Source organism: Conexibacter stalactiti (assembly GCF_033542075.1).
GTDB lineage: Bacteria > Actinomycetota > Thermoleophilia > Solirubrobacterales > Solirubrobacteraceae > Conexibacter > Conexibacter stalactiti.
In genome coordinates this window covers 1-23,939 of record NZ_JAWSTH010000098.1, presented here as the reverse complement: position 1 = coordinate 23,939, position 23,939 = coordinate 1, and the positions used below count along the sequence as shown (strand labels likewise).

Here is a 23,939-nt window from a genome sequence, read left to right as displayed (position 1 = left end):
GCTCCGAGAACGCCGCCGCTGCCGCCGCGCCCGCGGAGAGCGCGCCGACGGCACCGTCCGGCAGCACGGCCGAGCCCGGCGCTGCCGCGCAGCCGGCCGCCCCGGCGCCCGCATCCGCGGCGCAGGGCCAGGGCAACGCTCCCGCCGCCGGCCATCCGCTCGGCGCGATCCACACGGCGACGGCGGCCGACAAGGCCGCCGCGGCCGCTCCCGTCCGCCCGGTCACGCTCGACCACGCGGTCGAGACGGTCCGGCTGGCGATGCGGGCCGGCGCCGAGCGCGGCGTCACGCACGCGCGGATCAGCCTCAGCCCGGCCGAGCTGGGCGGCATCGAGATCCACCTGCGTCACACGGCCGACGGCATCGTCGCGAAGGTGATCGCCGACAGCGCCGGCGCCGCTCAGGTGCTGCAGCAGTCGGCCGGTGACCTGCAGCGTGAGCTCGAGCAGCAGGGCCTCAACCTGCTGCGGCTCGACATCGGCGCCTCCGGCGAGCAGGCCGGCCAGGCCGGCCGCCAGCAGGGCTTCGGCGCGAGCGCCGACGGCTCTCGCGCCGGGCTCCGCACCGCCGGGCCCGAGGACGAGCTTCTGACCATCGCGACCGACGCCCCCGCGGCGCCGACCTCGCTCCGACTTCCGAACGGCGCGCTCGTCGACGTGCTCGCCTGAGCTGGAAGGACTCACTGAGATGCCAGTAGATCCCACCGGCAACGTCACCACGACCGCGCCGACCGCCACGAGCAACACGAGCCAGAGAGATCCGTCGGTCCTCGGCAAGGACGACTTCCTGAAGCTGCTGATCGGTCAGATGCAGAACCAGGATCCGCTCAACCCGACCGACGGTGCCGAGTACATGGGCCAGATGACCCAGTTCTCGATCCTGGAGCAGATCACCAACCTCGGTCAGACGACCTCGGCGGCCGCCTCCAACGAGTACGACCAGCATGCGATCGGCCTGATCGGCAAGCAGATCTCGTACCTCAGAATCGACGGTGACGAGCTCAGAACGTACACCGGCAGAGTCGAGTCGGTGACCTTCACCAACGCCGGCCCGCAGCTGAGAATCGAGGGCGACACCGACAAGGTCAACCCGGTCTCGGTCACCTACGTCTGGGGCGAGGGCATCACGCCCAACCCCGATCCGCTGCCGAGAACCGAGGACCCGGAGACGGACCCCGATCCCGAGACTCCGCCGACCGATCCGACGGAGCAGGTGTGAGCCTGAACGCCGTCAATCCCGCGCTGGTCCCACCCGGCGTCGCCCCGGTCGCGCAGCCCGCGCAGCCGGCCGGCGGCCGCCGTGGCGAGACCGCCGTCCAAGGACCCTCCTTCGGGGAGGTCCTGCGCTCGACGACGCAGACGCCGGGCGTGGAGTTCTCGCGCCATGCGCTGCAGCGACTCGAGCGGCGCGGGATCGAGCTGGGCGAGCAGACGCTCGCACGGCTCACCGACGGCGTCGACCGGGCAGCGGGCAAGGGCTCGCGCGAATCGGTCGTCTTCGTCGACGGCACCGCCTTCGTCGTCTCAGTCAGAAATCGCACCGTCATCACGGCGGTCGACCCCGAGCACATGCGCGAGCACGTGTTCACGAACATCGACAGCGCCGTCATCGCATGACGCGAGCGGCTGAAAACCACTGCGGCCGGACCTCTTCGAGGAAGCCGCGAAAGGACCTGATGCCCTCATGATGCGAGGCATGTTCTCCGCGATCAGCGGACTCAAGACGAACCAGACGATGCTCGACGTCACCGCCAACGACCTGTCGAACGTCAACACCGTCGGCTACAAGTCGGCCCGCACGACCTTCCAGGACTCGCTCTCGCAGCTGCAGCGCGGCGCCGCCGGCGCCGGCCAGGGCACGGGCGGCTCCAACGCGCTGCAGGTCGGCCTCGGCGTCCAGCTCGGCTCCGTCGACAACCTGATGCAGGCCGGCGCTCCGATGACGACCGGCAAGCCGCTCGACGTCTTCATCCAGGGCGGCGGCTGGTTCCGCGTCGCCAGCGCGACCCCGCCGGCCGTCCCGACGACCGACTTCCGCTGGACCCGCGCCGGCAACTTCGACACGAACGCCAACGGTCACCTGATCACCTCCGACGGTCACTACGTGATCGGCCGCGGCGCGACCGCGACGCCGGACGGCAGAGGCGGCTTCACCTACGCGCCGAACGCGACCGACTCCTACATCCAGATCCCGCCCGGCTCGACCGACGTCGCGATCGGTCGCGACGGCGGCGTCACCTACGTCGACCGCGACCCGGTCTCGCCGACCAGAGGTCAGCGCGTCACGGCCGGCTACATCGCGATGGGCCGCTTCGCCAACGAGGGCGGCCTCCAGCGCGAGGGCGGCTCGCTGTGGGTCGAGTCGGCCTCCTCCGGCGCGGCTGTCGTCGAGACCGCCGGCATCGACGGCAACGGGCAGACGATCGGCGGCATGCTCGAGATGAGCAACGTCGACCTCGCCACCCAGTTCACGACCATGATCACTGCGCAGCGCGGCTTCCAGGCCAACTCCCGCGTCATCTCGACTTCGGACGAGATGCTGCAGGACCTGGTCAACCTGAAGCGCTGATCGCCGCAGCCGGCAGCACGCTCGCGCGGCGGACGAGGGACCGCCGCGCGAGCGCTGCCATGCCTGCAGCGCCACACATCCATGGAGGAGCCCGCACGTGATCGTTCTGCACCGACTCGGCCACAACGCCGAAGAGTTTCACCTCAATCCAGACTTGATCCTGCTCGTCGAAGCGCTTCCCGACACCGTCGTGACGCTGACGACCGGAACCAGATTCGTCGTCGCCGAGTCACCTGTTCGCGTTGCCGAAGAGGTGCGCGCGTGGCGGACGGAGATCCTCCGCGACGCGCTCGGACGTCGCCGTGACGAGGCGCCTGCCGCCCGTTCGCCGATGGCGCGCGTCGTCTCGTCGCGTCTTGGCGACCGTCCGCCGCTGACCGCCGTCGACGGCGCAGCCGCGACTGAAGATTCGTCCCGACCCGCCGATCACCCTGAACGATGAAGGCATCGACTGCAATCGGACTCGTCGGCGGACTCGTCGCCATCCTCCTCACGGGGATGCTCGAAGGGACCTCGCCGGCGACGTTCATCAACATCCCCGCGATCGTGATCGTCCTCGTCGGCACCTTCATGGCGACGATGGCGAGCGTCGGCTTCGACCAGATGAAGCGGATCCCGACGCTCTTCAAGATCACGTTCAGCCCGCAGGAGCAGGATCTGCGCGCCCGCGTCGACCTGCTCGTCGCGATCGCCGAGCAGGCGCGTCGTGAGGGCCTCCTGGCGCTCGACTCGCAGATCGGCGACATCGACGACGAGTTCACCCGCAAGGGCCTGCAGCTGGTCGTCGACGGCACCGATCCCGACCTCGTGCGCGAGATCCTCGAAGCCGAGATCGACGCGATGGTCGCGCGCCACGCGATCGGCGCCAACACGTTCGAGAAGGCCGGCGGCTACGCCCCGACCCTCGGCATCCTCGGCGCCGTCATGGGCCTGATCTCGGTGCTCGGCAACCTGTCGGACCCCGACTCGCTCGGGCCCGCGATCTCGGTCGCCTTCATCGCCACGCTCTACGGCGTCGGCGGCGCCAACGTCGTCTTCCTCCCCGTCTCCTCGCGTCTGAAGGCGCTGTCGGAGGAGGAGGTCGAGCTGCGGACGCTGACGCTCGACGGCATCCTTGCCGTGCAGGCCGGCGACAACCCGCGGGTCGTCGCCGACAAGCTCGGCTCCTACGTTCCGCCGGCCGAGCGCAGAGCCGCCGACGACAACGTCGCCGACATCTCCGGCCAGCGCCGCGAGGCTGCCTGATGTCCGCCCCCAAGCGAGGTGGCGGACGTCGCCGCCGCGGCGGGGGCGGCGGTCACAGCGGCGGCGACGAGCGCTGGCTGATCACGTACGCGGACATGCTCACGCTGCTGTTGGCGCTGTTCATCGTCCTGTACTCGATCTCGTCGCTCAACACGTCGAAGTTCGAAGCGCTCCAGACCTCGCTGCGTGACGCCTTCTCAGGCAAGATCATCAGCGGCGGCGAGGGGATCATCGAGACCGGCGTGAGCGCGACGAGAGAGACGCCGCAGTCCGTCGTCCCGAACATCGCCCCGCAGACCCCGCAGATCGCCGCCCCGAGAGACAGAGCTCAGGCGGAGGCGCTCGCGGCCCGTCGCGAGGACAACGAGTTCGAGAGAATCAAGCAGCAGATCGAGCAGTACGCGAGAGCGCACGGGCTCGGCGATCAGGTCGAAGCCGTCGTCGCACGGCGTGGCCTTGTCGTCCGGCTGCTGACCGACAGAGTCCTGTTCGACTCCGGCATGGCCGATCTGAAGAACGAGGGCACGGGCCTGCTCGCTCATGTCGGCAACCTGCTGACGATCGACAGAATCCACCCGATCCTCGTCGAGGGTCACACCGATGACGTACCGATCTCGACCGCGCAGTACGCCTCCAACTGGGAGCTGTCGACCGCGCGTGCGACGGAGGTCGTCCGCTACTTGATAGATCGCGGCGTGCCGATGAGACGCTTCGGCGCCTCCGGCTACGCGGAGCTGCATCCGATCGGTTCCAACGGCACTGATGGCGGCCGCGCGCGCAACCGCCGCGTCGAGGTCGTGCTGCAGCGCCTGCACGCCGTTCCACCCACTTCTACCGCAGCATCCGAACCACAGGAAGGCCTCACCCCATGAGAAAGAACGTCTTGATCCTCGTGCTGGCGGCCCTCATCGTCGGAGCGGGCGCCGCGTACACCTTCGCGAAGCCGAAGGAAGAGAGAAGACACAAGATCGACGGCCAGGTCTACGTGCTGCCGAGAGAGTTTCTCGTCAACCTCGAAGACGGCCGCTACGCGAAGATGAACGTCGCGCTGATCGTCGATGAGCACCAGGCGGTCGCGGCGGAGGCCGGCGGCCACGGCGCTGCCCCGAAGCCGCCGGAAGGCTTTGGCACGCTGCCGCAGGAGGCCGTCATCCGCGACATCGTCACGGAGATCGTCACCGACACCAATGGCGACGAACTGGTCAGATCCGAAGGTCGCGAGAGAATCAAGAGAGAGATCCTCACGCAGATCAACAGAACGACCGACGTCAGAACCGAGGACGTCCTGATCACGGACGTCGCCGTCCAGTAGGAGACGCGATGAGCCACGAGATGGAGCTGCCCGCGTTCGACCGCCCGGTCGCTACGAACGGACGCAACGGCCACCACAACGACCTCGGCCGTCTGAGTGACGTGCCCGTCGAGCTGGCGGTCGAGATCGGCCGCACGCGCATGACGGTCGGCGAGACGCTCGAACTGCGTCCCGGATCGATCGTCGTGCTCAACCGGATGGCCGGAGAACCGGTCGACCTGCTTGTCAACGGCACGCCGATCGCCCATGGCGAGGTCGTCGTCATCGACGAGGAGTTCGGCCTGCGCATCACCGACGTGCTCGGCGGCGTGACCGCGGCCGAGACGTCCTCCGACGCCTCCGCCGAGGCGTCCGCCGTGCCTGCCGCCGAAGCGCCAGGAACGGTCTGACGGACCGCTGTCGCTCCTCAAGAGCGACAGCGTCCGGCCGATCACCGGAGGGCACCCCGAACCCGCCGGAGAGCCACATGTCCGAAGGTCAGACCACCCGTCAGCTCGTCGTCTTCTCCCTTGGCGACGAGGAGTACGCCCTGCCGATCACGCAGGTCCACGAGATCATCCGATACACCGAGCCCCGCTCGGTCGCATCGGACGTCGACTGGGTCCGCGGCGTGATCTCGCTGCGCGGCAAGATCGTCCCCGTGTACGACCTCGCCTCCCGCCTCGGCTTCGCCTCCGAGCGCAAGGAGAGCGCGAAGATTGTCATCGTCGAGACCGCCACCGACATGGCCGGCGTGATCGTCGACGACGTCGAGGAGGTCCTGACCGTCGAGTCCGGACAGATCGAGGACGTCCCCGCCGCCGACAACGAGTCGATCGAGGCGATCGCCAAGATCGACGACCGTCTCGTGATCCTGCTGAACCCGGCCGGCATCTTCGCCTCCGCCGCGGCCGTCACTGCCGCCGGCGAGGCGAGCAGCAACGGCGTCGCCGACCTCGCGATCGCGTAGCCGTCCGGCTGCGCTGAAGCGAACCCCCCGAGCAACCTGCCATGTCGAGCGCCACTAGAACTCGCGTCGTCGTCGCCGACGACTCCGGCCTGATGCGCCGCGTCGTCACCGCGACGCTGGAGCACGCCGGCTTCGACGTCGTCGGCGCCGCGAAGGACGGCGACGAGGCGCTCGCCCTGTGCGAGCGCGAACGCCCCGACGCGATGACGCTCGACCTGGCGATGCCGGGCCTCGACGGCATCGGCGTGCTGAGAGCGCTGCGCCGTCAGGGCGAGCGCGCGACGCCCGTCGTCGTCGTCTCCGCCTTCTCGCCGGCCCACGGCGCCCGCGCCGTCGACGCGCTCGCGGAGGGCGCCTTCGACCTCGTCGCCAAGCCGGCCGTCGGCGACGGGATCGACCGCTTCACCACCGAGCTGAGCGACAAGGTCCGCCTCGCGGCCGCGTCGCGCAGGCGCGCTCCCGGCCGTGCCGCCGCGGCGGCGCCGAGAGCGCCGCTGGCGCGCTCGCGCCCCGGCAGCCCGCTCGCAACACCGAGCGCTGCCACTGGCCTCGGTGGCAGCGGCCGCCTCGAGCGGCGCGCCCGCGCCCACTCCGGCACGCGCCGGATCGTCGTGATCGCCTGCTCGACCGGCGGTCCGAAGGCGCTCGCCGAGCTGGTCCCGGCGCTGCCCGCGCCGCTCGGCGCCGGCACGCTGATCGTCCAGCACATGCCGCCCGGCTTCACAAACTCGCTGGCGGCGCGGCTGGACCGCGCCTCCAACCTGAACGTGCGCGAGGCCGCCGGCGGCGAGGCGCTCGACCCGAAGGTCGCGCTGCTCGCCCCGGGCGGCGCCCACCTGCGGCTCGCCGACCCCTCGCGCGTCGTCTCGCTCAGCGACGCGCCGGAGATCGGCGGCCTGCGCCCGCGCGCCGACCTGACGATCGCCGACGCCGCGAAGGCGTTCGGTGAGCGGATGGTGCTCGTCGTCCTGACCGGCATGGGCAAGGATGGGCTGGAGGGCGCGCAGGCGGTCCGCAGACGCGGCGGCCGCGTGCTCGTCGAGGCCGAGTCGACCTGCACCGTCTACGGCATGCCGCGTGCCGTCGCGGAGGCCGACCTCGCCCACGAGATCCTGCCGCTGCACGAGTTGCCGGCCGCGATCGCCGCGGAGGCCGGAGCATGAGCGCGGAACCGCTCGGCCTGCGGCCTCGGGTTCCGTCGGAAGATCTCGCCCGGGGGGCTCGTTCTTCCACGCCCGCAACCGTCGCCGCCGACGATTACACGCAGTTCTGCGAGGGCATCCGCGCGCTCACGAGAATCGACCTGCTGCAGTACAAGCGCGGCCAGATGGAGCGGCGCATCCGCTCCTTCGCGCAGCGCCGCGGCGTGACCGACCTGACCGCCTACCTCGCGCAGCTGCGCAAGGACAGAGCGGAGGTCGACGAGTTCCTCGACCGCGTCACGATCAACGTCTCGCAGCTGTGGCGCAACCCGGAGCAGTGGACGGTGCTGGAGCGCCAGGTGCTGCCCGAGCTGATCGCCTCCGCCACCGCCGGCCGCGTCAGAGCGTGGAGCGCCGGCTGCTCCTACGGCGCCGAGGCGTACACGCTGGCCGCGCTCTGCCGGCAGCTCGATCCGAGAACCCGGGCGACGATCGTCGGCACCGACATCGACCGCCGCATGGTCGACAGAGCTAGGCTCGGCCGCTTCAGCGACGAGGACGCCCGCAGCGCTTCCAAGAGAGTGCTGGAGCGCTGGTTCACGCGCGACGGCGACGAGTGGCAGGCGAGCAGAGAGCTGCAGGCGCTGTGCCAGTTCGAGGTCGGCGACCTGCTGCGCGTGCAGCCGCGGCGCGACGCCTACGACCTCGTGCTCTGCCGCAACACCGTCATCTACTTCACCGAGGACGTGCGCGACGCGCTGCACGAGCGGCTCGTCACCTCGCTGCGCCCCGGCGGATACCTCGTGATCGGCTCGACCGAGCGCGTCAGTCGCCCGCGCGAGCTGGGGCTCGTCGCGACCCATCCCTTCACCTACCGCAAGAGCTAGGGCGCCGCTGATGGACACCTCCGAATACCTGCCGATGTTCCTCGCCGAGTCGCGCGAGCACCTCCAGGAGCTGAACCTCGCCGTCGTGCGGATCGAGGAGACTCCCGACGATCGCGAGACGGTCGACGAGATCTTCCGCATCGCGCACTCGCTGAAGGGCATGAGCGCGACGATGGGCTTCGCCGCGATCGCGGCGCTGACCCATCAGATGGAGGACGTCTTCGAGCTGCTGCGCCAGCGCGCCGACGGCCTCTCGCGCGAGGCGATCGACGTCCTCTTCAAGTGCCTCGACGTGCTCGAGGCCGCGGTCGAGGAGATCGCGACCGACGGCGAGGACACGCTCGAGCCGAGCGCGCTGATCGAGCAGCTGAAGGGCCTCATCCGCGACCGCACGCCCGAGCAGGAGCTGGACCGGATCGGCGGCGTCGAGCTGCCCGACCTGCCGGCTGTCCGCGAGCTGGCCGACGGCAGCCGCATCGTGCACGTCGTCGCCGATCTCTCCGAAGAGGCGCTGATGCCGGCCGTGCGCGCCTTCATGTTCTTCGCCGCGCTCGGCGAGCTGGGCGAGATCGTCGGCTCGATCCCGGCGCAGGACGGCGTCGAGCAGTTCCAGGGCAGCCGCCTGGAGGCATGGCTCGCGAGCGATCGCGAGGACGAGGTGATCGAGGCCGCGGCCAGGAACGTCAGCGACGTCGAGCGGGTCGCGCTCGACGAGGCGCAGGACGACCTCGCGCCGCCGTCGGTCGAGACGCTTTCAGCCGAGCACGCCGACGCTGAGCCGATCGTCGTCTCCGCCGGCCCGGCCGCCAACGGCAACGGCAACGGCGGCGCGCCCGCCGCGGCCGCCCCCGCCAGACGCCAGTCGGCCGCCTCCGCCAACCACGCCCACGCCGGCGCGACCGTCCGCGTCGACGCCGAGCGGCTCGACCAGCTGATGCACCACATGGGCGAGCTGGTGATCCACCGCACCGTCGTCGAGACGCTCGCCAACGACGCCGCCGTGCCCGGCATGCAGCAGGCGATCCAGGACCTGGCGCGCAGCTCGCAGGCGCTCCAGGCGATGGTGATGCAGGTCCGCATGATCCCGGTCGAGGCGGTCTTCCTGCGCTTCCCGCGGCTCGTGCGCGACCTCTCCTCCAAGCTCTCCAAGGAGGTCGAGCTGCAGCTCGTCGGGCAGGAGACGGAGCTCGACCGCACCGTCGTCGACGCGCTCGGCGACCCGCTCGTCCACCTCGTCCGCAATGCGCTCGACCACGGCCTCGAGCCGCCCGACGAGCGCGAGGCCGCCGGCAAGCCGCGCACCGGCGTGCTGGAGATCTCCGCGCGCCACGCCGGCGGCAACGTCGTCATCAGCGTGCGCGACGACGGCCGCGGGGTCGACCCGGGCCGTGTCGCGCAGAAGGCGTTCGAGCGCGGCCTGATCAGCGAGGAGGCGATCCCCACGATCGACTCCCAGCGCGCCGCCGAGCTGCTCTTCACCGCCGGCTTCTCGACCGCCGAGACGACCAGCGACATCTCCGGTCGCGGCGTCGGCATGGACGCCGTGCAGGCGAAGATCCGCGAGCTGGGCGGCGAGGTGATCGTCGCCTCCGAGTTCGGTCAGGGGATGACGGCGCAGATCCGCCTGCCGCTGACGCTGGCGATCATGTCGGCGCTGCTGGTCGAGGCCGAGGGCGTCCCCTTCGCGATCCCGCTCGACCGCGTCGAGCGCACGCTGCGACTGGAGGACCACGCGGTCCGCTCGGTCGCCGGCTCGCGCATGCTCGTGCTGCGCGACGGCGTGCTGCCGCTGCTCGATGCCGGCGAGGCGCTCGCCGGCCGCACCTCCCGCTCCGGCGAGGCGCACGACCACGCCGTGATCGTGCGCGGCCGCGACCGCCGGCTGGCGCTCGCCGTCGGCACCCTCGTCGGCCAGCGCGAGCTGGTCACCCGTCCGCTCCCGCCCGAGGTCAGCGACCGCGCCGCCGTGTCCGGCGGCGCCGTCCTCTCCAACGGCGAGATCTCATTGATCGTCGACTGCGACGCCTTGACGGCGCGATCGGCCGACGCCGTCCCAATCGCCTGATGCCGCCTCAGGAAGGAGACACCTCCGTGTCGACCGATTACACCGACATGCAGCTCGACGCAATGCGCGAGCTGGCCAACATCGGTTCCGGCAATGCCGCCACCGCGCTCGCCAGCATGCTCGGCCGTGAGGTCGAGCTGTCGGTCCCGCGCGCGCTCGCGCTGCCGCTCGCCGACGCCGTCGACGCGGTCGGCCCGGCCGACCGCACCGTCAGCTCGGTCGTGCTGCCGATCTTCGGCGACATCGACGCGCTCGTGCTGCTGCTGTTCCCGACCGAGGACGCCGCGACGCTCTGCGGCCTGCTCGGGGTCGAGGCCGGCACCGAGGTCGGCGACTCAGCGATCGGCGAGATCGGCAACATCCTCGGCACCTCGTACATCAACGCGCTCGCGTCGATGGCGGGGCTGGCGATAGAGCCGAAGCCGCCGCACGTCGTGACCGACATGCTCGGCGCGATCGTCGCCTCACTGCTGTCGCAGACCGTCGGCGAGACCGACAGCGCGCTCGTGCTCGACACCGGGCTCGACGTCGCCGACGCGGCCTGCTCGCTGTCGTTCCTGCTGCTGCCGACGACCGGCGGGATCGAGGAGATCCTCGGCCGCCTCGGGGTCGGAGGCGCATGATGCTGCTCGGAACGGGACGGTGAAGATCGTGCGCATGGGCGAGCTGGCTGTCAGCACGACGCCGGAGGACGAGCTGATGACGATCGGGCTCGGCTCCTGCATCGGCGTGGCCGTCGTCGACCGCGCGAGAAGCGTCGCCGCGCTCGCGCACGTGATGCTGCCCGAGGCCGCGGCGATCCCGGATGCCCCGGCCGGCAAGTTCGCCGACCTGGCGATCCCGGCGCTGGTCGCCGAGAGCGAGCGGATGGGCGCGCGTCGTGTGCGCCTCGAAGCGGTGCTCGTCGGCGGCGCGCAGATGTTCGACGTCGGCGTCGGCAGCACCCTCGACATCGGCGCGCGCAACGCGCAGGCCGTGCGCGAGGCGCTGGCGAAGGCGCGGATACCGGTCCGCGCCCAGGAGACCGGCGGCCGCCGCGGGCGCACGATGCGCGTCCACGTCGGCGCGATGACGGTGACGGTGAAGGAGGCAGGCGGCAGAGAGGTCGAGCTGTGGAGCGGCTCGCCCGGCCCACGACGGAGCGCGGAGGCGATCCACCGATGAGCGAGATCCTGACGAACGACCAGATCGCGGCGCTCGTCGAGGCGGCGAAGCACGGCGCGCTGCCCGACGAAGGCCAGGTCAGCCGTCGCGGACGGCGGTTGAGAACCGTCGACTTCGCGCGCCCGACGAAGTTCACCAGCGAGCAGGAGCGGCGCATCGTGCGCACGCTCGACATGTTCTGCCAGACGGCCGCCGCGCGCCTTACGGCGGAGCTGCGCGTGCCGCTGGAGCTGGAGGTCATCAACACGTCGCAGCTGACGTGGTCGGCCGCCTCCTCGCAGCTGCCGCCGGCGTCGCTCGGCGTGCCGCTCGACGTCGCGCCGCACGACACGCGGATGCTGATGACGGCGGAGCTGCCGTTCATGCTGATGGCGATCGAGTACCTGCTCGGCGGCGCGCCGGAGAGACCGCCGCGCCAGCGCAAGCTGAGCGAGATCGACTGGGTCCTCTCCAAGCGCCTGTTCGAGACGCTGACGACGCAGCTGTCGATCCAGTGGCAGGACCTCTGCGGCCAGACGTTCGCCGCGCAGGAGGTCGACTCGCACGTCGAGGGCATGCAGATCGCCGCGATCTCGGAGCCGACGCTGACCGTCACGCTGGAGTCGCGCATCAACCGTCACTCCTCGACGCTCGCGCTGCTGATCCCGTGGTCGTCGATCGACGCGGTCGCCGACCAGATCGCCGGGCGCGACATCCGCACCCGCGCCGCCGATCCGCGTGCCGCCGCGCTGATGGAGGCCGCCCTCTCGGGCGCCCACGTCACGATGCGGGCCGAGGTCGGCTCGATCGAGCTGGCGATCGACGACGTGCTCGGCTTCAAGCCGGGCGACCTCGTCAAGCTCGGCTCGCTCGCCGCAGACGGCGTCGTCGTCTTCGCGGAGGACGTCCCGATCCACCATGCCCAGCCCGGCCGCAGCGGCTCTCGTCGCGCGGTCCAGATCCACGTGCCCGGAGAGGAGGCGACGCAATGACCACGAGAGAAGCGCTGATGCGCCTTGGCGCCTCCACCGCGGAGGCGATCGCGAAGGTGCTGGAGAGCCTCTGCCCCGATCAGGTGGAGCGCGGCGACGTGTCGGTCCTGAACCCCGACACGAGCCCGTTCGCGACGCTCGAGACGCCCGCCGTGGCCGTCTCGGTCGCCTACGTCGACGGCGTCACGGGCGGCAACGTCTTCCTGATGACGGCGACCGGCGCCCGTCGCATCGCCGCCTCGATGATGGGGATGCCGGCGCCCGAGGACGACTCCAGCGAGCTGACCGTGCTGGAGCTGTCGGCGGTCGCCGAGGCCGCCAACCAGATGATGGCCGCCGCGGCGGCCGCGATCGGCGTCGTGCTCGGCCAGGAGGTCGAGATCGCGCCGCCGGAGACGCGTCTCTTCAGCAGCAGCTCAGAGGCCGCCGAGGCGTACGAGATGGCGCCGCACGGCACGCGCGCCACCTTCCGTGTCTGCGACGAGGCCTGCCGCCTCGTGCAGCTGGTGCCGAACGCCTTCGTCGTGCGCATGACGCGCGCGCTCGACGAGATGGGCGTCGAGCACGTCAGCGGCGACGGCGGTTCGGTCGTCGACGGCGTCGAGGTGTACGTCGACGAGCAGGTTGCGCTCGACGAGGCGCTGCGCGACATCCGCGTGCGCGTGTGGGCGGAGCTTGGACGTGCCAAGATCCCGCTCGGCGCCGCACCCGAGATGCCGGCCGGCCACGTGCTCGAGCTCGACCGCAAGGCCGACGAGCCGGTCGACCTCTATGTCAACGGACTGCGGTTCGCGAGCGGAACGCTCGTGCTGACCGACGACGGCGAGTGGGCTCTGCGCCTCGCCGAGGTCGCCGGTCACACCGCCGACAGTGAAGCTCTCACCCCCGAAAAGGAAGGAATGGTGTCCTGATGGCACGTGTGCTCGTCGTCGACGACGCTGCGTTCATGCGCAAGATGCTGACCGACGCGCTCTCCAACGGCGGCCACGAGGTCGTCGGGGAGGCCGGCAACGGCGTGGAGGCGATACAGCGCTTCCAGGAGTTGCGTCCCGAGCTGATCACGCTCGACATCACCATGCCGGAGAAGGACGGCTTGGAGGCGCTGCGCGAGATCATGGCGATCGACCCCGGCGCGAAGGTCGTGATGTGCTCCGCGCTCGGCCAGGAGGCGAAGGTGCTCGAGTCGATCAAGCTCGGCGCGAAGGACTTCGTCGTCAAGCCGTTCCAGGCCGAACGCGTCCTTGACGCGGTCGGCAAGGCGCTCGGTTAAGGCCCTCTGACGGCTGGCAAGGCGCCAGCTGAGATCACGTCGCGCCCGAAGCCCCGGTTCCTGCCGGGGCTTTTCGGGTTTGAAGCGGGGTGAATTTCAAACATCGGGGCTAAAGCTCTGCGCTGAAACGCCGATCATCGGGACGACTCTCCCTCGGAGTCTCCCTCGATGAAGACGGCTTCCCTGCTTCCACGGGCGGCTGCGCTCTGCGCTGCCCTCATGCTCCTGCTCTGCTCGCCCGCGCTCGCCGCCGGCGCCAGAGACGTTGAGAGCACCCCTGTCGACCTCGGCACGGCGACGACCGGATCCGATGGCTCCGGCGGCGGCTCCGGCGGCTCGATCGTCCGCACGATCGTCGGCTTGGCGATCGTGATCGGCGTGATCTACGGGATCGCGTGGGTCCTCAGACAGCTCAAGCAGGGCCGTCAGGAGCGCGCGATCGGCGGCCTCCAGGCCGTCGCCTCCGTGCCGCTCGGCTCCAACCGCTCGCTGCAGCTGATCCGCGCCGGCAACGAGCTCGTGCTCGTCGGCGTCGGCGAGCACGGCGTCACGCCGGTGCGCACGTACAGCGAGCAGGAGGCGCGCGAGGCCGGCCTGACCGACGAGTGGGGCCAACTGATCCTTCCCGACGACGAGCTCGTCGCAACCGCCGCCGGCAGCGGCTCCGGGCTCAGAGCCCGCAGCCCGCGTGACGTCGTCGGCCAGATGCGCAAGTGGACGGTGCGGCGATGAACGAAGTCAGCGGCGACAGCGCGATCCAGGTCCTGCTGCTCGTCGGCGCCCTGACGCTGATCCCGGCCGCGCTCTTCTGCCTGACCGGCTTCACGCGCATCCTGATCGTCCTCGGCTTCATCCGCACGGCGATCGGCACGCCGACCTCGCCGCCCAACCAGGTGCTGGTCGGGATCGCGCTGTTCCTGACGATCTTCGTGATGGCGCCGACCTTCAACCAGATCAAGACGACCGCCTGGGATCCGCTGGAGGCCAACAGAATCACGACGGCGCAGGCGGTCGAGCGGGCGCAGATCCCGTTGCGCGAGTTCATGTTCGAGCAGACGCGCACGAAGGACCTGGCGCTGATGGTGCGCCTCTCGCAGACGAGAGAGCAGCCGAGAACCTACAGAGACATCCCGACGACGACGCTGATCCCGGCCTTCATCATCAGCGAGCTGAAGACGGCCTTCCAGATCGGCTTCATGATCTTCCTGCCGTTCCTGATCATCGACCTGATCGTCGCCTCGACCTTGATGAGCATGGGCATGATCATGCTCCCACCGGTCTTCATCTCGCTGCCGTTCAAGATCCTGCTGTTCGTGCTGGTCGACGGCTGGGCGCTGATCACCGATTCCCTCGTCCGAAGTTTCTCCGGCTAGGTGCCCTGATGGATCAAGACACCGTCATGAACCTGTCGACGCAGGCGCTGGACCTCTCGATCAAGGTCGGGGGCCCGCTCCTGCTGGTCGGCCTCGCAGTCGGTCTGATCGTCTCCGTCTTCCAGGCGATCACGCAGATCCAGGAGCAGAGCCTCTCGTTCATCCCGAAGATCATCGCGACCGCGGTCGTGCTGATCGTGGGCGGGCCGTGGATGCTCAACCAGCTGCTCTCCTACACGGAGGATCTGTACCGCTCGATCCCGACGCTGGTCGGTGGCGGATGAACGCGACGCAGACCACGGCCAACCAGCTGCTGGCCGCGCTCGGCGTCAGAAACGTCGTCGGCTTCTTCCTCGTGCTCGCGCGCATCAGCCCGCTGTTCCTGGTCGCCCCGATGTTCTCCTCGCGGCAGATCCCCGGCCGCGCCAGAACGGTCGTCGCGCTCGCCTTCACGCTCGGGCTCTACCCGCTCGCGATCGTCGGCCAGAGAATCCCGACGGAGACGCTGTCGATCGTCGAGCTGGTCGTCAAGGAGCTGCTCGTCGGGCTCGCCTTCGCGCTTTGCGTCGCGCTGCTGTTCGCCGCGATCGAGACCGCCGGCGCGATCCTCGACTTCATGGTCGGCTTCGCCTTCGGCGGCTCGCTCGACCCGATCACCGGCAACCAGTCGGCGGTCCTCGGCCGCGTCTACAGCCTCGTCGCCGTCGCGATCTTCATCGCGATCAACGGCGACGCGTGGCTGATCCAGGGCCTCTCGCGCACCTTCGACATCGTGCCGCTGACGGCCTCGCCCGACTTCGCCTCGATCGGCGAGGCGCTCACGCTCGTCTTCACCGGCATCTTCACGGCCGCTGTCGAGGTCGCCGCGCCGGTGCTGATCGCCTGCGTCCTGACCGACGTCGGCTTCGGCGTCGTCTCGCGCGTCGTGCCGCAGCTCAACGTCTTCGCGGTCGGCTTCCCGGTCAAGGTGCTCGTCGGCCTGCTCGTCGTCGCGGCCTCACTGCCGTTCGTCGGCGGCTGGATCTCCGACCAGCTGCAGCTGAGCGTCGGCGAGGCGCTCCAGACCCTGCGGGCCGGGTGATCGACGCGCATGGCTGAGGACAAGACAGAGAGAGCGACACCGAGACGGCAAGAGGACGCGCGCAGAAGAGGTCAGGTCGCGCGCTCCCAGGACGTCAACGGCTCGGTCGTGCTGCTCGCCGGGCTGCTCGTGCTGTCGCTGATGGGCGGCAAGATCGTCGACGGCATGGCGACGTCGATGCGCGACGCCTTCGACCGCATCGCCGACCCGGCTTCGGTCATCTCCGCGCGCGGCCTCGAGTCGCTCGCGATGGCGTCGATGCAGACGATCGCCTTCGCGCTCGCGCCGATCGCGCTCGTCTGCGCGGTCGCGGCGATCGCCGCCAACGTCGGACAGGTCGGCCTCAAGCCGTCGGCCGAGGCGCTCAAGCCGCAGCCGAGACGGATCAACCCGTTGTCGGGCGCGAAGAACGTCTTCGGCCCGAGAATGTTCTTCGAGGGCGGCAAGTCGATCCTCAAGGTCGGTGTCGTCGGCGTGATCGTCGCGATGTCGCTGATGCCGAAGATGACCGAGCTGGCCGCGACCGTCGGCACCAGTCCCGTGATGCTCGGCAACGAGCTCGCCTCGATGGTCTTCTCCGTCGCGCAGCGCGCGGCGATCGCCTACCTGCTGATCGGCGCGATCGACTACGCCTACCAGAAGTGGCAGCACAACAAGCAGCTGCGGATGAGCAAGCAGGAAGTGAAGGACGAGTTCAGATCGCACCAGCTGCCGGCCGAGGTCAAGGGCGCTCAGCGGCGCCAGATGATGCAGCAGGCGCGCGCCCGCATGATGGCCGCCGTCCCGCAGGCCGACGTCGTCGTCACGAACCCGACCCACTTCGCCGTCGCGCTCAAGTACGACGGCACCAAGCCCGCGCCCGAGGTCGTCGCCAAGGGCCAGGACCTGATCGCCCTCCAGATCAAGAGAATCGCCGCCGAGAACAACGTGCCGGTGATCGAGAACAAGCCGCTCGCGCGCTCGCTGCACAGCAGCGTCGAGGTCGGCCAGATGATCCCGGAAGAGCTCTTCCAAGCCGTCGCTCAGGTGCTCGCGCACGTCTACAGAGTCGCGGGGACCGCCCGCAGGAAGGCTGTCGCCCGATGAACTCCAACGTGATGAGAAAGGTGATGGGCCAGACGGACCTGCTGGCCGCCCTCGGCGTCGTGCTGATCGTGGTGATGCTGATCATCCCGCTGCCGCCGATGCTGCTGGACTTCTTCATCACGCTGAACATCTCGGCCGGCATCGCGATCGTCGTCTCGACGCTCTACCTCAGACGCGCGCTCGACTTCGCCTCGTTCCCGTCGCTGCTGCTCCTGACGACGATGTTCCGGCTCGCGATCAACGTCTCGGTGACGCGCCTGATCCTGACGACCGGCGACGCCGGCCACGTCATCAGAGCGTTCGGCGACTTCGTCGTCGGCGGCAACGTCGTCGTCGGCCTCGTGATCTTCTTCATCCTGATCGTGATCCAGTTCGTCGTCGTGACGAACGGCGCCTCGCGCGTCGCCGAGGTCGGCGCGCGCTTCACGCTCGACGCGATGCCCGGCAAGCAGATGGCGATCGACGCCGACCTCAACGCCGGCCTCATCACCGACGACGAGGCCCGCCGTCGCCGCGCCGAGATCTCCCAGGAGGCCGACTTCTACGGCTCGATGGACGGCGCCTCGAAGTTCGTCAGAGGCGATGCGATCGCCGCGATCGTGATCGTGCTGATCAACCTGATCGGCGGTCTCGCCGTCGGCATCATGCAGATGGGGATGCCGTTCGGCGAGGCGATCCAGCACTTCTCGCTGCTGACGATCGGCGACGGCCTCGCCGCGCAGATCCCGGCCCTGCTGATCTCCGTCGCGACCGGCATCCTCGTCACGCGCGCCGCCTCCGACAGAGACCTCGGCCACGACATCTCCGACCAGATCCTCAAGCAGCGCAAGGCGCCGCTGGTCGCCGGCGGCGCGATCCTCGCCTTCGCGCTCGTGCCGGGCCTGCCGAAGATCCCCTTCATCGTGATCGGCGGCATCTTCTTCGCGATCGGCTGGATGCTGCGCAGAAGCGATGCCGACGAGGCCGAGCAGGCCGAGGCGAAGGCGATCGCCGACGCCGAGGGAACGGCCGTCGCGCAGCCGCGCGACGCCGCCCTCGAAGCGCTTCCGATCGACCCGCTGGAGCTGGCGATCGGCTTCGGCCTCGTGCGGCTGGTCGACCAGAACTCGGGCGGCACGCTGCTCTCACGCGTCTCCGTCATCCGGCGCCAGATCGCGACCGAGCTGGGCATGGTGATCCCGCCCGTTCGCATCCACGACGAGCTCGGGCTCGACTCGCACGAGTACGTCCTGAAGGTGCGCGGCACCGAGGTCGCGCGCGGCAGCATCATGGCCAACCACCAGCTCGCGATGGACCCGGGCGACGCCGTCGGCCAGCTGCAGGGCGTGCCGACGACCGAGCCGGCCTTCGGCCTGCCCGCGACGTGGGTCTCCGACTCGCAGCGCGCCGAGGCCGAGGCGCTCGGCTACACCGTCGTCGACGGCGAGTCGGTGATCGTCACGCACCTGACCGAGATGATCCGCGGCCACGCCGCCGAGCTGCTGACGCGCCAGGACACCAGACAGCTGCTCGACCAGCTGAAGGAGTCCAACGAGGCGGTCGTCAACGAGGTCGTGCCGGACATGCTCACGCTCGGCGAGATCCAGCGCGTGCTGCAGAACCTGCTCGCCGAGGGCGTCTCGATCCGCGATCTCGGCACGATCGTCGAGGCGATCGGCGACAAGGCGCGCCTCACGCGCGACCCGTCACTGCTGTCGGAGTACGCGCGCCAGGCGCTCGGCCGCACGATCACCGCCCCGTACGTCGACGGCGATCAGCGCCTGCGCGCGATCGCGCTCGACCCCGCGATCGAGCAGGAGGTCGCGGCGTCGATCTCGCAGACGTCCGATGGGGAATACCTGGCGATGGATCCGGTGCGCGCGCAGGCTTTGGTGAGCGCACTCCGAACTCAGGTGGAGCATGCCGTCGCGCGTGGCAGCAGGCCGGTGCTGCTGTGCTCGGCGCGTGTGCGCCGCCACATGCGGCGCCTCGTCGAGCAGGCGATTCCGCATCTCGCGGTCTGCTCGTACAACGAGATCGCACCCGGCATCAGTGTGGAGACGATTGGAGTGATCGAGCATGAGCTCGCAAGTTGACGATCGGCCGAAGACGAACGGGCACGTGACCGAAGACCCGAATCTGCGCACCTTCCGCGGCAGATCGCTGGAGGAGATCCTCCCGCAGATCCGCGCGGAGCTGGGCCCGGACGCCGTCATCGTCCGCCAGCGCGACGGTCTCGCCGGCGGCATCGGCGGCTTCTTCCAGCAGCAGTTCGTCGAGGTGCAGGCGCGCAAGGGCGCCAGCCGGATCGATCTGTACGACGAGGGGCCGGCGCTGCCCGGTCCGCTCCCGCAGGCCCCGGCCGCCGCCGCGCCTGTCGCTGCCGCGCCGGCGCCCGCGCCGCTCGCTCCGCCCGTTCCCGAGGCGCCCGAGGCGCTGCTGCCGCCGGCCGCGCCGGCGCCGGCGCCCGCCCCCGCGGCTCCGATCGCCTCTTCGCCGGCCGCTGCCGCGCGCGATCAGCGCGTGCCCGGCTCGCGTCCGAAGCCGAAGCTGAGCGCCGCCGAGCTGCTGGCGCAGGCGACCGGTGCCAAGCCGGGCGACTCGCGCACGCCCGCGGAGATCCTGCGCGAGCACAGCGCGACCTTCGCGCAGCAGCTCGCCGCCGCCGAGGAGCAGGCCGAGCCGGTCGTCGCGAGAGTCGCGGCTGAGCCCGCGCCCGCGCCCGCCGCCGCAGCCCCGGCCCCGGTCGAGGAGCCGAGCGCCCGCTACGCGCCGCCGGTGCCGTCGACCCCCGCGCCGGCGCCGCGGCCGGTCGCGCCCGAGGCCGTCGTCGCCAAGCCGGCTCCGGCCCCCGAGGTCGCCGCGCCCACGCCGGCCCCGTCGCCCGTCGCGCCTCCCGCGGTCTCCGCCCCCGCGCGTACCGCGAAGGCGAGAAGAGCGGCGAAGCGCAGAGCCGCGAGAGCGAGAGCGGCGAGAGCCGCCCCCGCCGCCAGAGCCGCACCCGCAAGAACTGCCCCCGCCGCGAGAGCCGAGGCTTCCGCGCCGGCCGCCAGAGCCGCGCCCGCGAGAGCGGCGAAGCCGGCGAGAGCGCCGGTCGCGGCCGCGCCGGTCGAGGAGGCGCCCGCGCCCGTCGCTGAGGAGTCGCATCGCGGCCCGGAGCTGCCCGAGAGCGGCGTCGGCCCGCAGACGACCCGCGCGCTCGACCTCGCCGCCGCGATCGCGGCCAGCATGACCGCCAGCGAGCAGGCGCGCAGAGCGCTCGAAGCGCGTCGCTTCGACCCGGCCCCGCGTGCCGCCGCGCTGACCGGCGCGCCCGCGCTCGCGGCGCCCGCCGCCCCCCGCGTCGTCCCGCAGCAGCCCGTCAGAGCACCGCGCCGCAGCCTCTTCGGCCGCCGGCGCGCGCTGCCGACGAGACCGCGCCACGCTGTCGAGACGCCGCAGGCGATCGAGGTCTCCGGTGCGCTCTCCAGCCGCGGCGTCGCACCGGCGGCCGCGCGCGAGCTGCTCGTCGACGCGACCGCGCACGTGCTCCCGTTCACCCCCGGCGGCGACGTCAGAGCGGCTGTCAAGACCGCGCTCGCCAGGCGCATCCCGGCTCCCCCGCTGCCGCGCATCGGCGGCCGCGCCGTCGCCTTCGTCGGCGCCGGCGGGGGCGGCAAGACGCGCTGCACCGCCGGCCTCGCCGCCGCCTACGCGGCCGGCAGCACGGTGCCCGTCGCCGTGATCACGCTCGCGCCCGCCGACGGCGGCGCCGAGCTGATGGCGCTGCTGAAGCCGCACGACGTCAAGGTCGAGGCGGTCGCGACGGCCGAGCTGGCCGCCCAGCGGATCGGCGAGCTGCGCGGCGAGGCCGTCGTCGTGCTCGACACCCCGGCCGTCTCGCCCGGCGACGCCGCCGGCGTCGCCCAGCTCGCCGCCGAGCTGCAGCTGCTCGAGCTCGACGAGATCCAGCTGACGGTGCCGGCGACGCTCAGCGCCGCCGTCGCGCAGGAGCTGGTCGAGCGGCTGGCGCCGCTGCAGCCGACCGGCATCGCGATGACGCACAGCGACGCGACCGACCACATCGGCGCCGTCGTCGAGCTGTCGTGCGCGACGCGTCTGCCGCTCGCCTACGTCAACGGCGGCCTCGAGCTGCCCGGCTCGTTCGCCCCGGCCGACCCCGCCGAGCTCGCGGAGCGACTGCTGGCATGAGCCCGCGAAACCCTCGGCAGAGCCTCGGGTTCCGTTCGCAGAACGTGTGCGGGGTGGTCTCCGCATGAGCCCGCTGCGCAAGCGCAACGGCAGAAGAGCAGGGCCGTCGCTCGTGGCGCACCTCCCCGAGGTGCGCCAGGACGTCGACCTGATCCTGCCCGACCGTGAGCGCTTCGCGGCGCGCGTGACGCGCATCGCGGAGGACGAGATCGTGCTCGTGCTGCTGCTCGACGCGCGCGATCCGCTGCAGCTCGGCGAGGTCGCCGAGATGGCGATCGAGTTCGCCGGGCCGCGCGGGCTCGTGCGGATCGAGGGCCACGGCGACGTCAAGGCCTACGACGTCGTGATACTGAAGCTGGCCGGCGCCGTCGAGGTCGTCCAGCGCCGTGACTTCGTGCGCGTCGGCGCGGTGCGCCCGATGGCACTCGCTCCGCTCGGGGAGGAAGGCGAGGAGGACGGTCCGTGGATAGACACGCTGACCGTCAACGTCAGCGGCAACGGGATCCTCGCCTCCGGCCCCGACACCTTCGAGATCGACACGCGCGTGCGCTTCCGCGTGCGCGTGACCGAGGGTGAGCCGCCGATCGAAGGGATCGGCAGAATCGCGCGGGCCAGCGACGCGGGCCACCGCGGCATCGCGATCGAGCAGCTGTCGGACGAGAGCCGCCGCCGCCTGGTCGCATTCATCTTCGAACGCGAGCGGATCGCGCGCAGACTGACGCGCGACGGCGAGCTGTGACCGGGAGGACGTGAACGATGGCAGCGACCAAGACGCGCGGCAGGCAGCGCCCGCCGGCGCGCGCAGCCGCGAGAGCGGCACCGGCCGGAAAGGCCGAGAAGGGCCGCCGCGGTCGTAGACGCGGAGGCGGATCGGCGCTCCCGAGCGTCTCCAACCACCCCAGAGCCGGCGCGCAGGTCAAGCAGGCGAAGGGCTGGGCCGGACTGCTCGGCTTCGGCCTCGTCGCGCTCATCTCGTGGCGCGCCGATGTGCCCGTCGAGGACCTCGTGCTGCGGGCGCTCGCCGGCGGCATCGTCGCGTACCTCGTCGTGTGGGCCGTCGCGGTCGCGGTCTGGCGCCACCTCGTCGTGACCGAACTCGAGGTCGTGCGCGAGCAGCGCGAAGAGGAGGAGGCGGCCCGCCGGGCTGCCACGCCGCCCCCGCCGCCTCCGGGCGACCAGTCGGCCGAGGCGTAGGCCGTCGCGATGACGGAGCCGATCAACCCGATCGTCCCGCGCAACCCGAACATCTTCCCCGTCGCGCCCGTCGACCTGCCGCGGATCGAGCCGGAGGAGCGCGATCAGCGCCGGCGCGAGCGCGAGGAGGAGGAGGCGGGCGCGAGACCACCGGCCGAGCGCCGGCAACCACGGCCGCAACGGGCCAGACGGCCTGTGCAGCAGGGCGACGACGGGCATCCGCACGTCGACGTCACGGCGTGACCGCTCGCGAACGCGAGCGTTCATGTGCCATGCGTCCAGCGTCGGCACAACGCCGCTAAAGCCTTCTCGGCACCGGCCGATGAAGGGAACAGCAGGGCGACATGGAGTCGCCCGGGACGACATCAAGGAGATGCGACATGTCCCTTCGTATCAACACGAACGTCGAGGCGTTCAACGCTCACCGTAACCTCGAGCACACGAGCAGCAAGCTCGGCAAGTCGATGGAGCGTCTCTCCAGCGGCCTGCGGATCAACCGCGCTGCCGACGACGCCGCTGGTCTGGCGATCTCGGAGAAGCTGCGTGGTCAGATCGGTGGTCTCGATCAGGCGCGTCGTAACGTCCAGGACGGCATCTCGCTGGTGCAGACGGCGGAAGGTTCGCTGACTGAGGTCCACAGCATGCTCCAGCGCGTCCGCGAGCTGGCCGTGCAGTACCAGAACGGCACGCTGGCGAGAGCTGACAGAGACGCGATCTCGGGCGAGGTCGTCCAGCTCGCCGACGAGATCGAGCGCATCGGCAGAACGGCGCAGTTCAACGGCATCGAGCTGCTGAGAACGGCCGGCAGAGTGTCGTTCCAGGTCGGCGCCAACGACGGCGAGACGATCGCGGCGACGCTGATCTCGCTCGGCGCGACTGTCGTCACGGCCAACCTGAGAGCCGACGCGACGCTCGCCAACCTCGACGCGGCGATCAACGGCGTCTCGACGGCGCGCGCGTCGTTCGGTGCGGTGCAGAACCGTCTCGAGCACACCTACAACAACCTGTCGGTGTACCAGGAGAACCTGTCGGCGTCCGAGTCGCGCATCCGTGACGTGGACATGGCCGCTGAGATGGTCAACTTCACCAAGAACAACATCCTGCAGCAGGCCGGCACGAGCATGCTCGCGCAGGCGCAGCAGGCGCCGCAGGCCGTCCTCTCGCTCCTGCGCTAGGACCCACCACATTCGCCCCTAGGGGCGTCACATACGGCTCCATCGAGGGACCGACCAACAAGGAGGCGAGCGGCTCTGGCTGCTCGCCTCCTTTTGTCGTTCAGAGGTTGATACGCCAACTCTGGCTGCGCGGCTGCAACAAGATCGAACGCGTCCGATCACCAGGGGTGAACAGGACGACATGGAGTCGTCCGGGACCGATCAAGGAGATCCAAGTGTCCCTTCGTATCAACACGAACGTCGAGGCGTTCAACGCTCACCGTAACCTCGAGCACACGAGCGGCAAG

General features: G+C 70.6%; 29 protein-coding genes. All 29 read left to right on the top strand.

Annotation, left to right across the window (positions count from 1 at the left end; translation table 11 throughout):
* A partial coding sequence (locus R7226_RS25360) for a flagellar hook-length control protein FliK (RefSeq protein ID WP_318600167.1) occupies window positions 1-668 on the top strand: 668 nt, incomplete at its 5' end.
* A gap of 19 nt (window positions 669-687) precedes the next feature.
* Window positions 688-1,218: a flagellar hook assembly protein FlgD gene (locus tag R7226_RS25355; protein ID WP_318600166.1), complete on the top strand. Its 531-nt coding sequence runs from the start codon at window positions 688-690 to the stop codon at window positions 1,216-1,218.
* On the top strand, window positions 1,215-1,616 hold the full coding sequence (locus R7226_RS25350) for a TIGR02530 family flagellar biosynthesis protein (RefSeq protein WP_318600165.1): 402 nt from the start codon (window positions 1,215-1,217) through the stop codon (window positions 1,614-1,616). The genes R7226_RS25355 and R7226_RS25350 overlap by 4 nt, the downstream gene beginning before the upstream one ends.
* A 79-nt stretch (window positions 1,617-1,695) precedes the next feature.
* The gene (locus R7226_RS25345) at window positions 1,696-2,568 is read left to right on the top strand and encodes a flagellar hook-basal body complex protein (protein WP_318600164.1); all 873 of its coding nucleotides are present in this window, start codon (window positions 1,696-1,698) and stop codon (window positions 2,566-2,568) included.
* Between the two features lie 97 nt (window positions 2,569-2,665).
* Complete coding sequence (locus R7226_RS25340; protein WP_318600163.1) at window positions 2,666-3,010, top strand: flagellar FlbD family protein; 345 nt, start codon at window positions 2,666-2,668, stop codon at window positions 3,008-3,010.
* 56 nt (window positions 3,011-3,066) lie between these two features.
* Window positions 3,067-3,813 carry a flagellar motor protein gene (locus tag R7226_RS25335; protein ID WP_318600162.1) on the top strand — a complete coding sequence of 249 codons (747 nt, stop codon included), beginning with the start codon at window positions 3,067-3,069 and terminating at the stop codon, window positions 3,811-3,813.
* Window positions 3,813-4,685, top strand: coding sequence for a flagellar motor protein MotB (locus R7226_RS25330; protein WP_318600161.1), 873 nt, complete (start codon window positions 3,813-3,815; stop codon window positions 4,683-4,685). The genes R7226_RS25335 and R7226_RS25330 overlap by 1 nt, the downstream gene beginning before the upstream one ends.
* Window positions 4,682-5,125 carry a flagellar basal body-associated FliL family protein gene (locus R7226_RS25325; protein WP_318600160.1) on the top strand — a complete coding sequence of 148 codons (444 nt, stop codon included), beginning with the start codon at window positions 4,682-4,684 and terminating at the stop codon, window positions 5,123-5,125. Before R7226_RS25330 ends, R7226_RS25325 begins: the two co-directional genes overlap by 4 nt.
* Window positions 5,126-5,133: 8 nt before the next feature.
* On the top strand, window positions 5,134-5,514 hold the full coding sequence (gene fliN, locus R7226_RS25320; protein ID WP_318600159.1) for a flagellar motor switch protein FliN: 381 nt from the start codon (window positions 5,134-5,136) through the stop codon (window positions 5,512-5,514).
* A 77-nt stretch (window positions 5,515-5,591) separates the two neighbouring features.
* Window positions 5,592-6,074: a chemotaxis protein CheW gene (locus tag R7226_RS25315; RefSeq protein WP_318600158.1), complete on the top strand. Its 483-nt coding sequence runs from the start codon at window positions 5,592-5,594 to the stop codon at window positions 6,072-6,074.
* A 41-nt stretch (window positions 6,075-6,115) separates the two neighbouring features.
* Window positions 6,116-7,237, top strand: a complete 1,122-nt coding sequence (gene cheB, locus R7226_RS25310; RefSeq protein WP_318600157.1) for a chemotaxis-specific protein-glutamate methyltransferase CheB — start codon at window positions 6,116-6,118, stop codon at window positions 7,235-7,237.
* On the top strand, window positions 7,234-8,103 hold the full coding sequence (locus R7226_RS25305) for a CheR family methyltransferase (RefSeq protein ID WP_318600156.1): 870 nt from the start codon (window positions 7,234-7,236) through the stop codon (window positions 8,101-8,103). The genes cheB and R7226_RS25305 overlap by 4 nt, the downstream gene beginning before the upstream one ends.
* A 10-nt stretch (window positions 8,104-8,113) precedes the next feature.
* A complete protein-coding gene (locus tag R7226_RS25300; protein WP_318600155.1) occupies window positions 8,114-10,168 on the top strand; it encodes a chemotaxis protein CheA in 2,055 nt (684 codons plus the stop codon).
* Between the two features lie 26 nt (window positions 10,169-10,194).
* Window positions 10,195-10,791: a chemotaxis protein CheC gene (locus R7226_RS25295; RefSeq protein ID WP_318600154.1), complete on the top strand. Its 597-nt coding sequence runs from the start codon at window positions 10,195-10,197 to the stop codon at window positions 10,789-10,791.
* A 19-nt stretch (window positions 10,792-10,810) separates the two neighbouring features.
* A complete protein-coding gene (locus tag R7226_RS25290) occupies window positions 10,811-11,332 on the top strand; it encodes a chemotaxis protein CheD (protein ID WP_318600153.1) in 522 nt (173 codons plus the stop codon).
* Window positions 11,329-12,303 (top strand): flagellar motor switch protein FliM, encoded by a 975-nt coding sequence (locus tag R7226_RS25285; RefSeq protein WP_318600152.1) that lies wholly within the window; start codon window positions 11,329-11,331, stop codon window positions 12,301-12,303. Before R7226_RS25290 ends, R7226_RS25285 begins: the two co-directional genes overlap by 4 nt.
* A complete protein-coding gene (locus tag R7226_RS25280) occupies window positions 12,300-13,214 on the top strand; it encodes a FliM/FliN family flagellar motor switch protein (RefSeq protein ID WP_318600151.1) in 915 nt (304 codons plus the stop codon). The genes R7226_RS25285 and R7226_RS25280 overlap by 4 nt, the downstream gene beginning before the upstream one ends.
* The gene (locus R7226_RS25275) at window positions 13,211-13,573 is read left to right on the top strand and encodes a response regulator (protein WP_318600168.1); all 363 of its coding nucleotides are present in this window, start codon (window positions 13,211-13,213) and stop codon (window positions 13,571-13,573) included. Before R7226_RS25280 ends, R7226_RS25275 begins: the two co-directional genes overlap by 4 nt.
* A 219-nt stretch (window positions 13,574-13,792) precedes the next feature.
* Entirely contained in the window at window positions 13,793-14,305 is a 513-nt protein-coding gene (locus R7226_RS25270) for a FliO/MopB family protein (protein ID WP_318600150.1), read from the top strand.
* Window positions 14,302-14,946, top strand: coding sequence for a flagellar type III secretion system pore protein FliP (gene fliP, locus R7226_RS25265; RefSeq protein WP_318600149.1), 645 nt, complete (start codon window positions 14,302-14,304; stop codon window positions 14,944-14,946). Before R7226_RS25270 ends, fliP begins: the two co-directional genes overlap by 4 nt.
* Window positions 14,947-14,954: 8 nt before the next feature.
* The gene (gene fliQ, locus R7226_RS25260; protein WP_318600148.1) at window positions 14,955-15,230 is read left to right on the top strand and encodes a flagellar biosynthesis protein FliQ; all 276 of its coding nucleotides are present in this window, start codon (window positions 14,955-14,957) and stop codon (window positions 15,228-15,230) included.
* Window positions 15,227-16,027 carry a flagellar biosynthetic protein FliR gene (gene fliR / locus R7226_RS25255; RefSeq protein ID WP_318600147.1) on the top strand — a complete coding sequence of 267 codons (801 nt, stop codon included), beginning with the start codon at window positions 15,227-15,229 and terminating at the stop codon, window positions 16,025-16,027. The genes fliQ and fliR overlap by 4 nt, the downstream gene beginning before the upstream one ends.
* A gap of 9 nt (window positions 16,028-16,036) precedes the next feature.
* Window positions 16,037-17,113 carry a flagellar biosynthesis protein FlhB gene (flhB, locus tag R7226_RS25250; protein WP_318600146.1) on the top strand — a complete coding sequence of 359 codons (1,077 nt, stop codon included), beginning with the start codon at window positions 16,037-16,039 and terminating at the stop codon, window positions 17,111-17,113.
* Window positions 17,110-19,188, top strand: coding sequence for a flagellar biosynthesis protein FlhA (gene flhA / locus R7226_RS25245; RefSeq protein WP_318600145.1), 2,079 nt, complete (start codon window positions 17,110-17,112; stop codon window positions 19,186-19,188). Before flhB ends, flhA begins: the two co-directional genes overlap by 4 nt.
* Window positions 19,189-19,213: 25 nt before the next feature.
* Complete coding sequence (locus R7226_RS25240) at window positions 19,214-21,283, top strand: hypothetical protein (RefSeq protein ID WP_318600144.1); 2,070 nt, start codon at window positions 19,214-19,216, stop codon at window positions 21,281-21,283.
* Between the two features lie 64 nt (window positions 21,284-21,347).
* A complete protein-coding gene (locus tag R7226_RS25235) occupies window positions 21,348-22,022 on the top strand; it encodes a PilZ domain-containing protein (protein ID WP_318600143.1) in 675 nt (224 codons plus the stop codon).
* A gap of 17 nt (window positions 22,023-22,039) precedes the next feature.
* Entirely contained in the window at window positions 22,040-22,477 is a 438-nt protein-coding gene (locus R7226_RS25230) for a hypothetical protein (protein ID WP_318600142.1), read from the top strand.
* 9 nt (window positions 22,478-22,486) lie between these two features.
* Window positions 22,487-22,720, top strand: coding sequence for a hypothetical protein (locus tag R7226_RS25225; RefSeq protein ID WP_318600141.1), 234 nt, complete (start codon window positions 22,487-22,489; stop codon window positions 22,718-22,720).
* A gap of 137 nt (window positions 22,721-22,857) precedes the next feature.
* The gene (locus tag R7226_RS25220) at window positions 22,858-23,652 is read left to right on the top strand and encodes a flagellin N-terminal helical domain-containing protein (RefSeq protein WP_318600140.1); all 795 of its coding nucleotides are present in this window, start codon (window positions 22,858-22,860) and stop codon (window positions 23,650-23,652) included.
* Window positions 23,653-23,939: the final 287 nt, after the last annotated feature.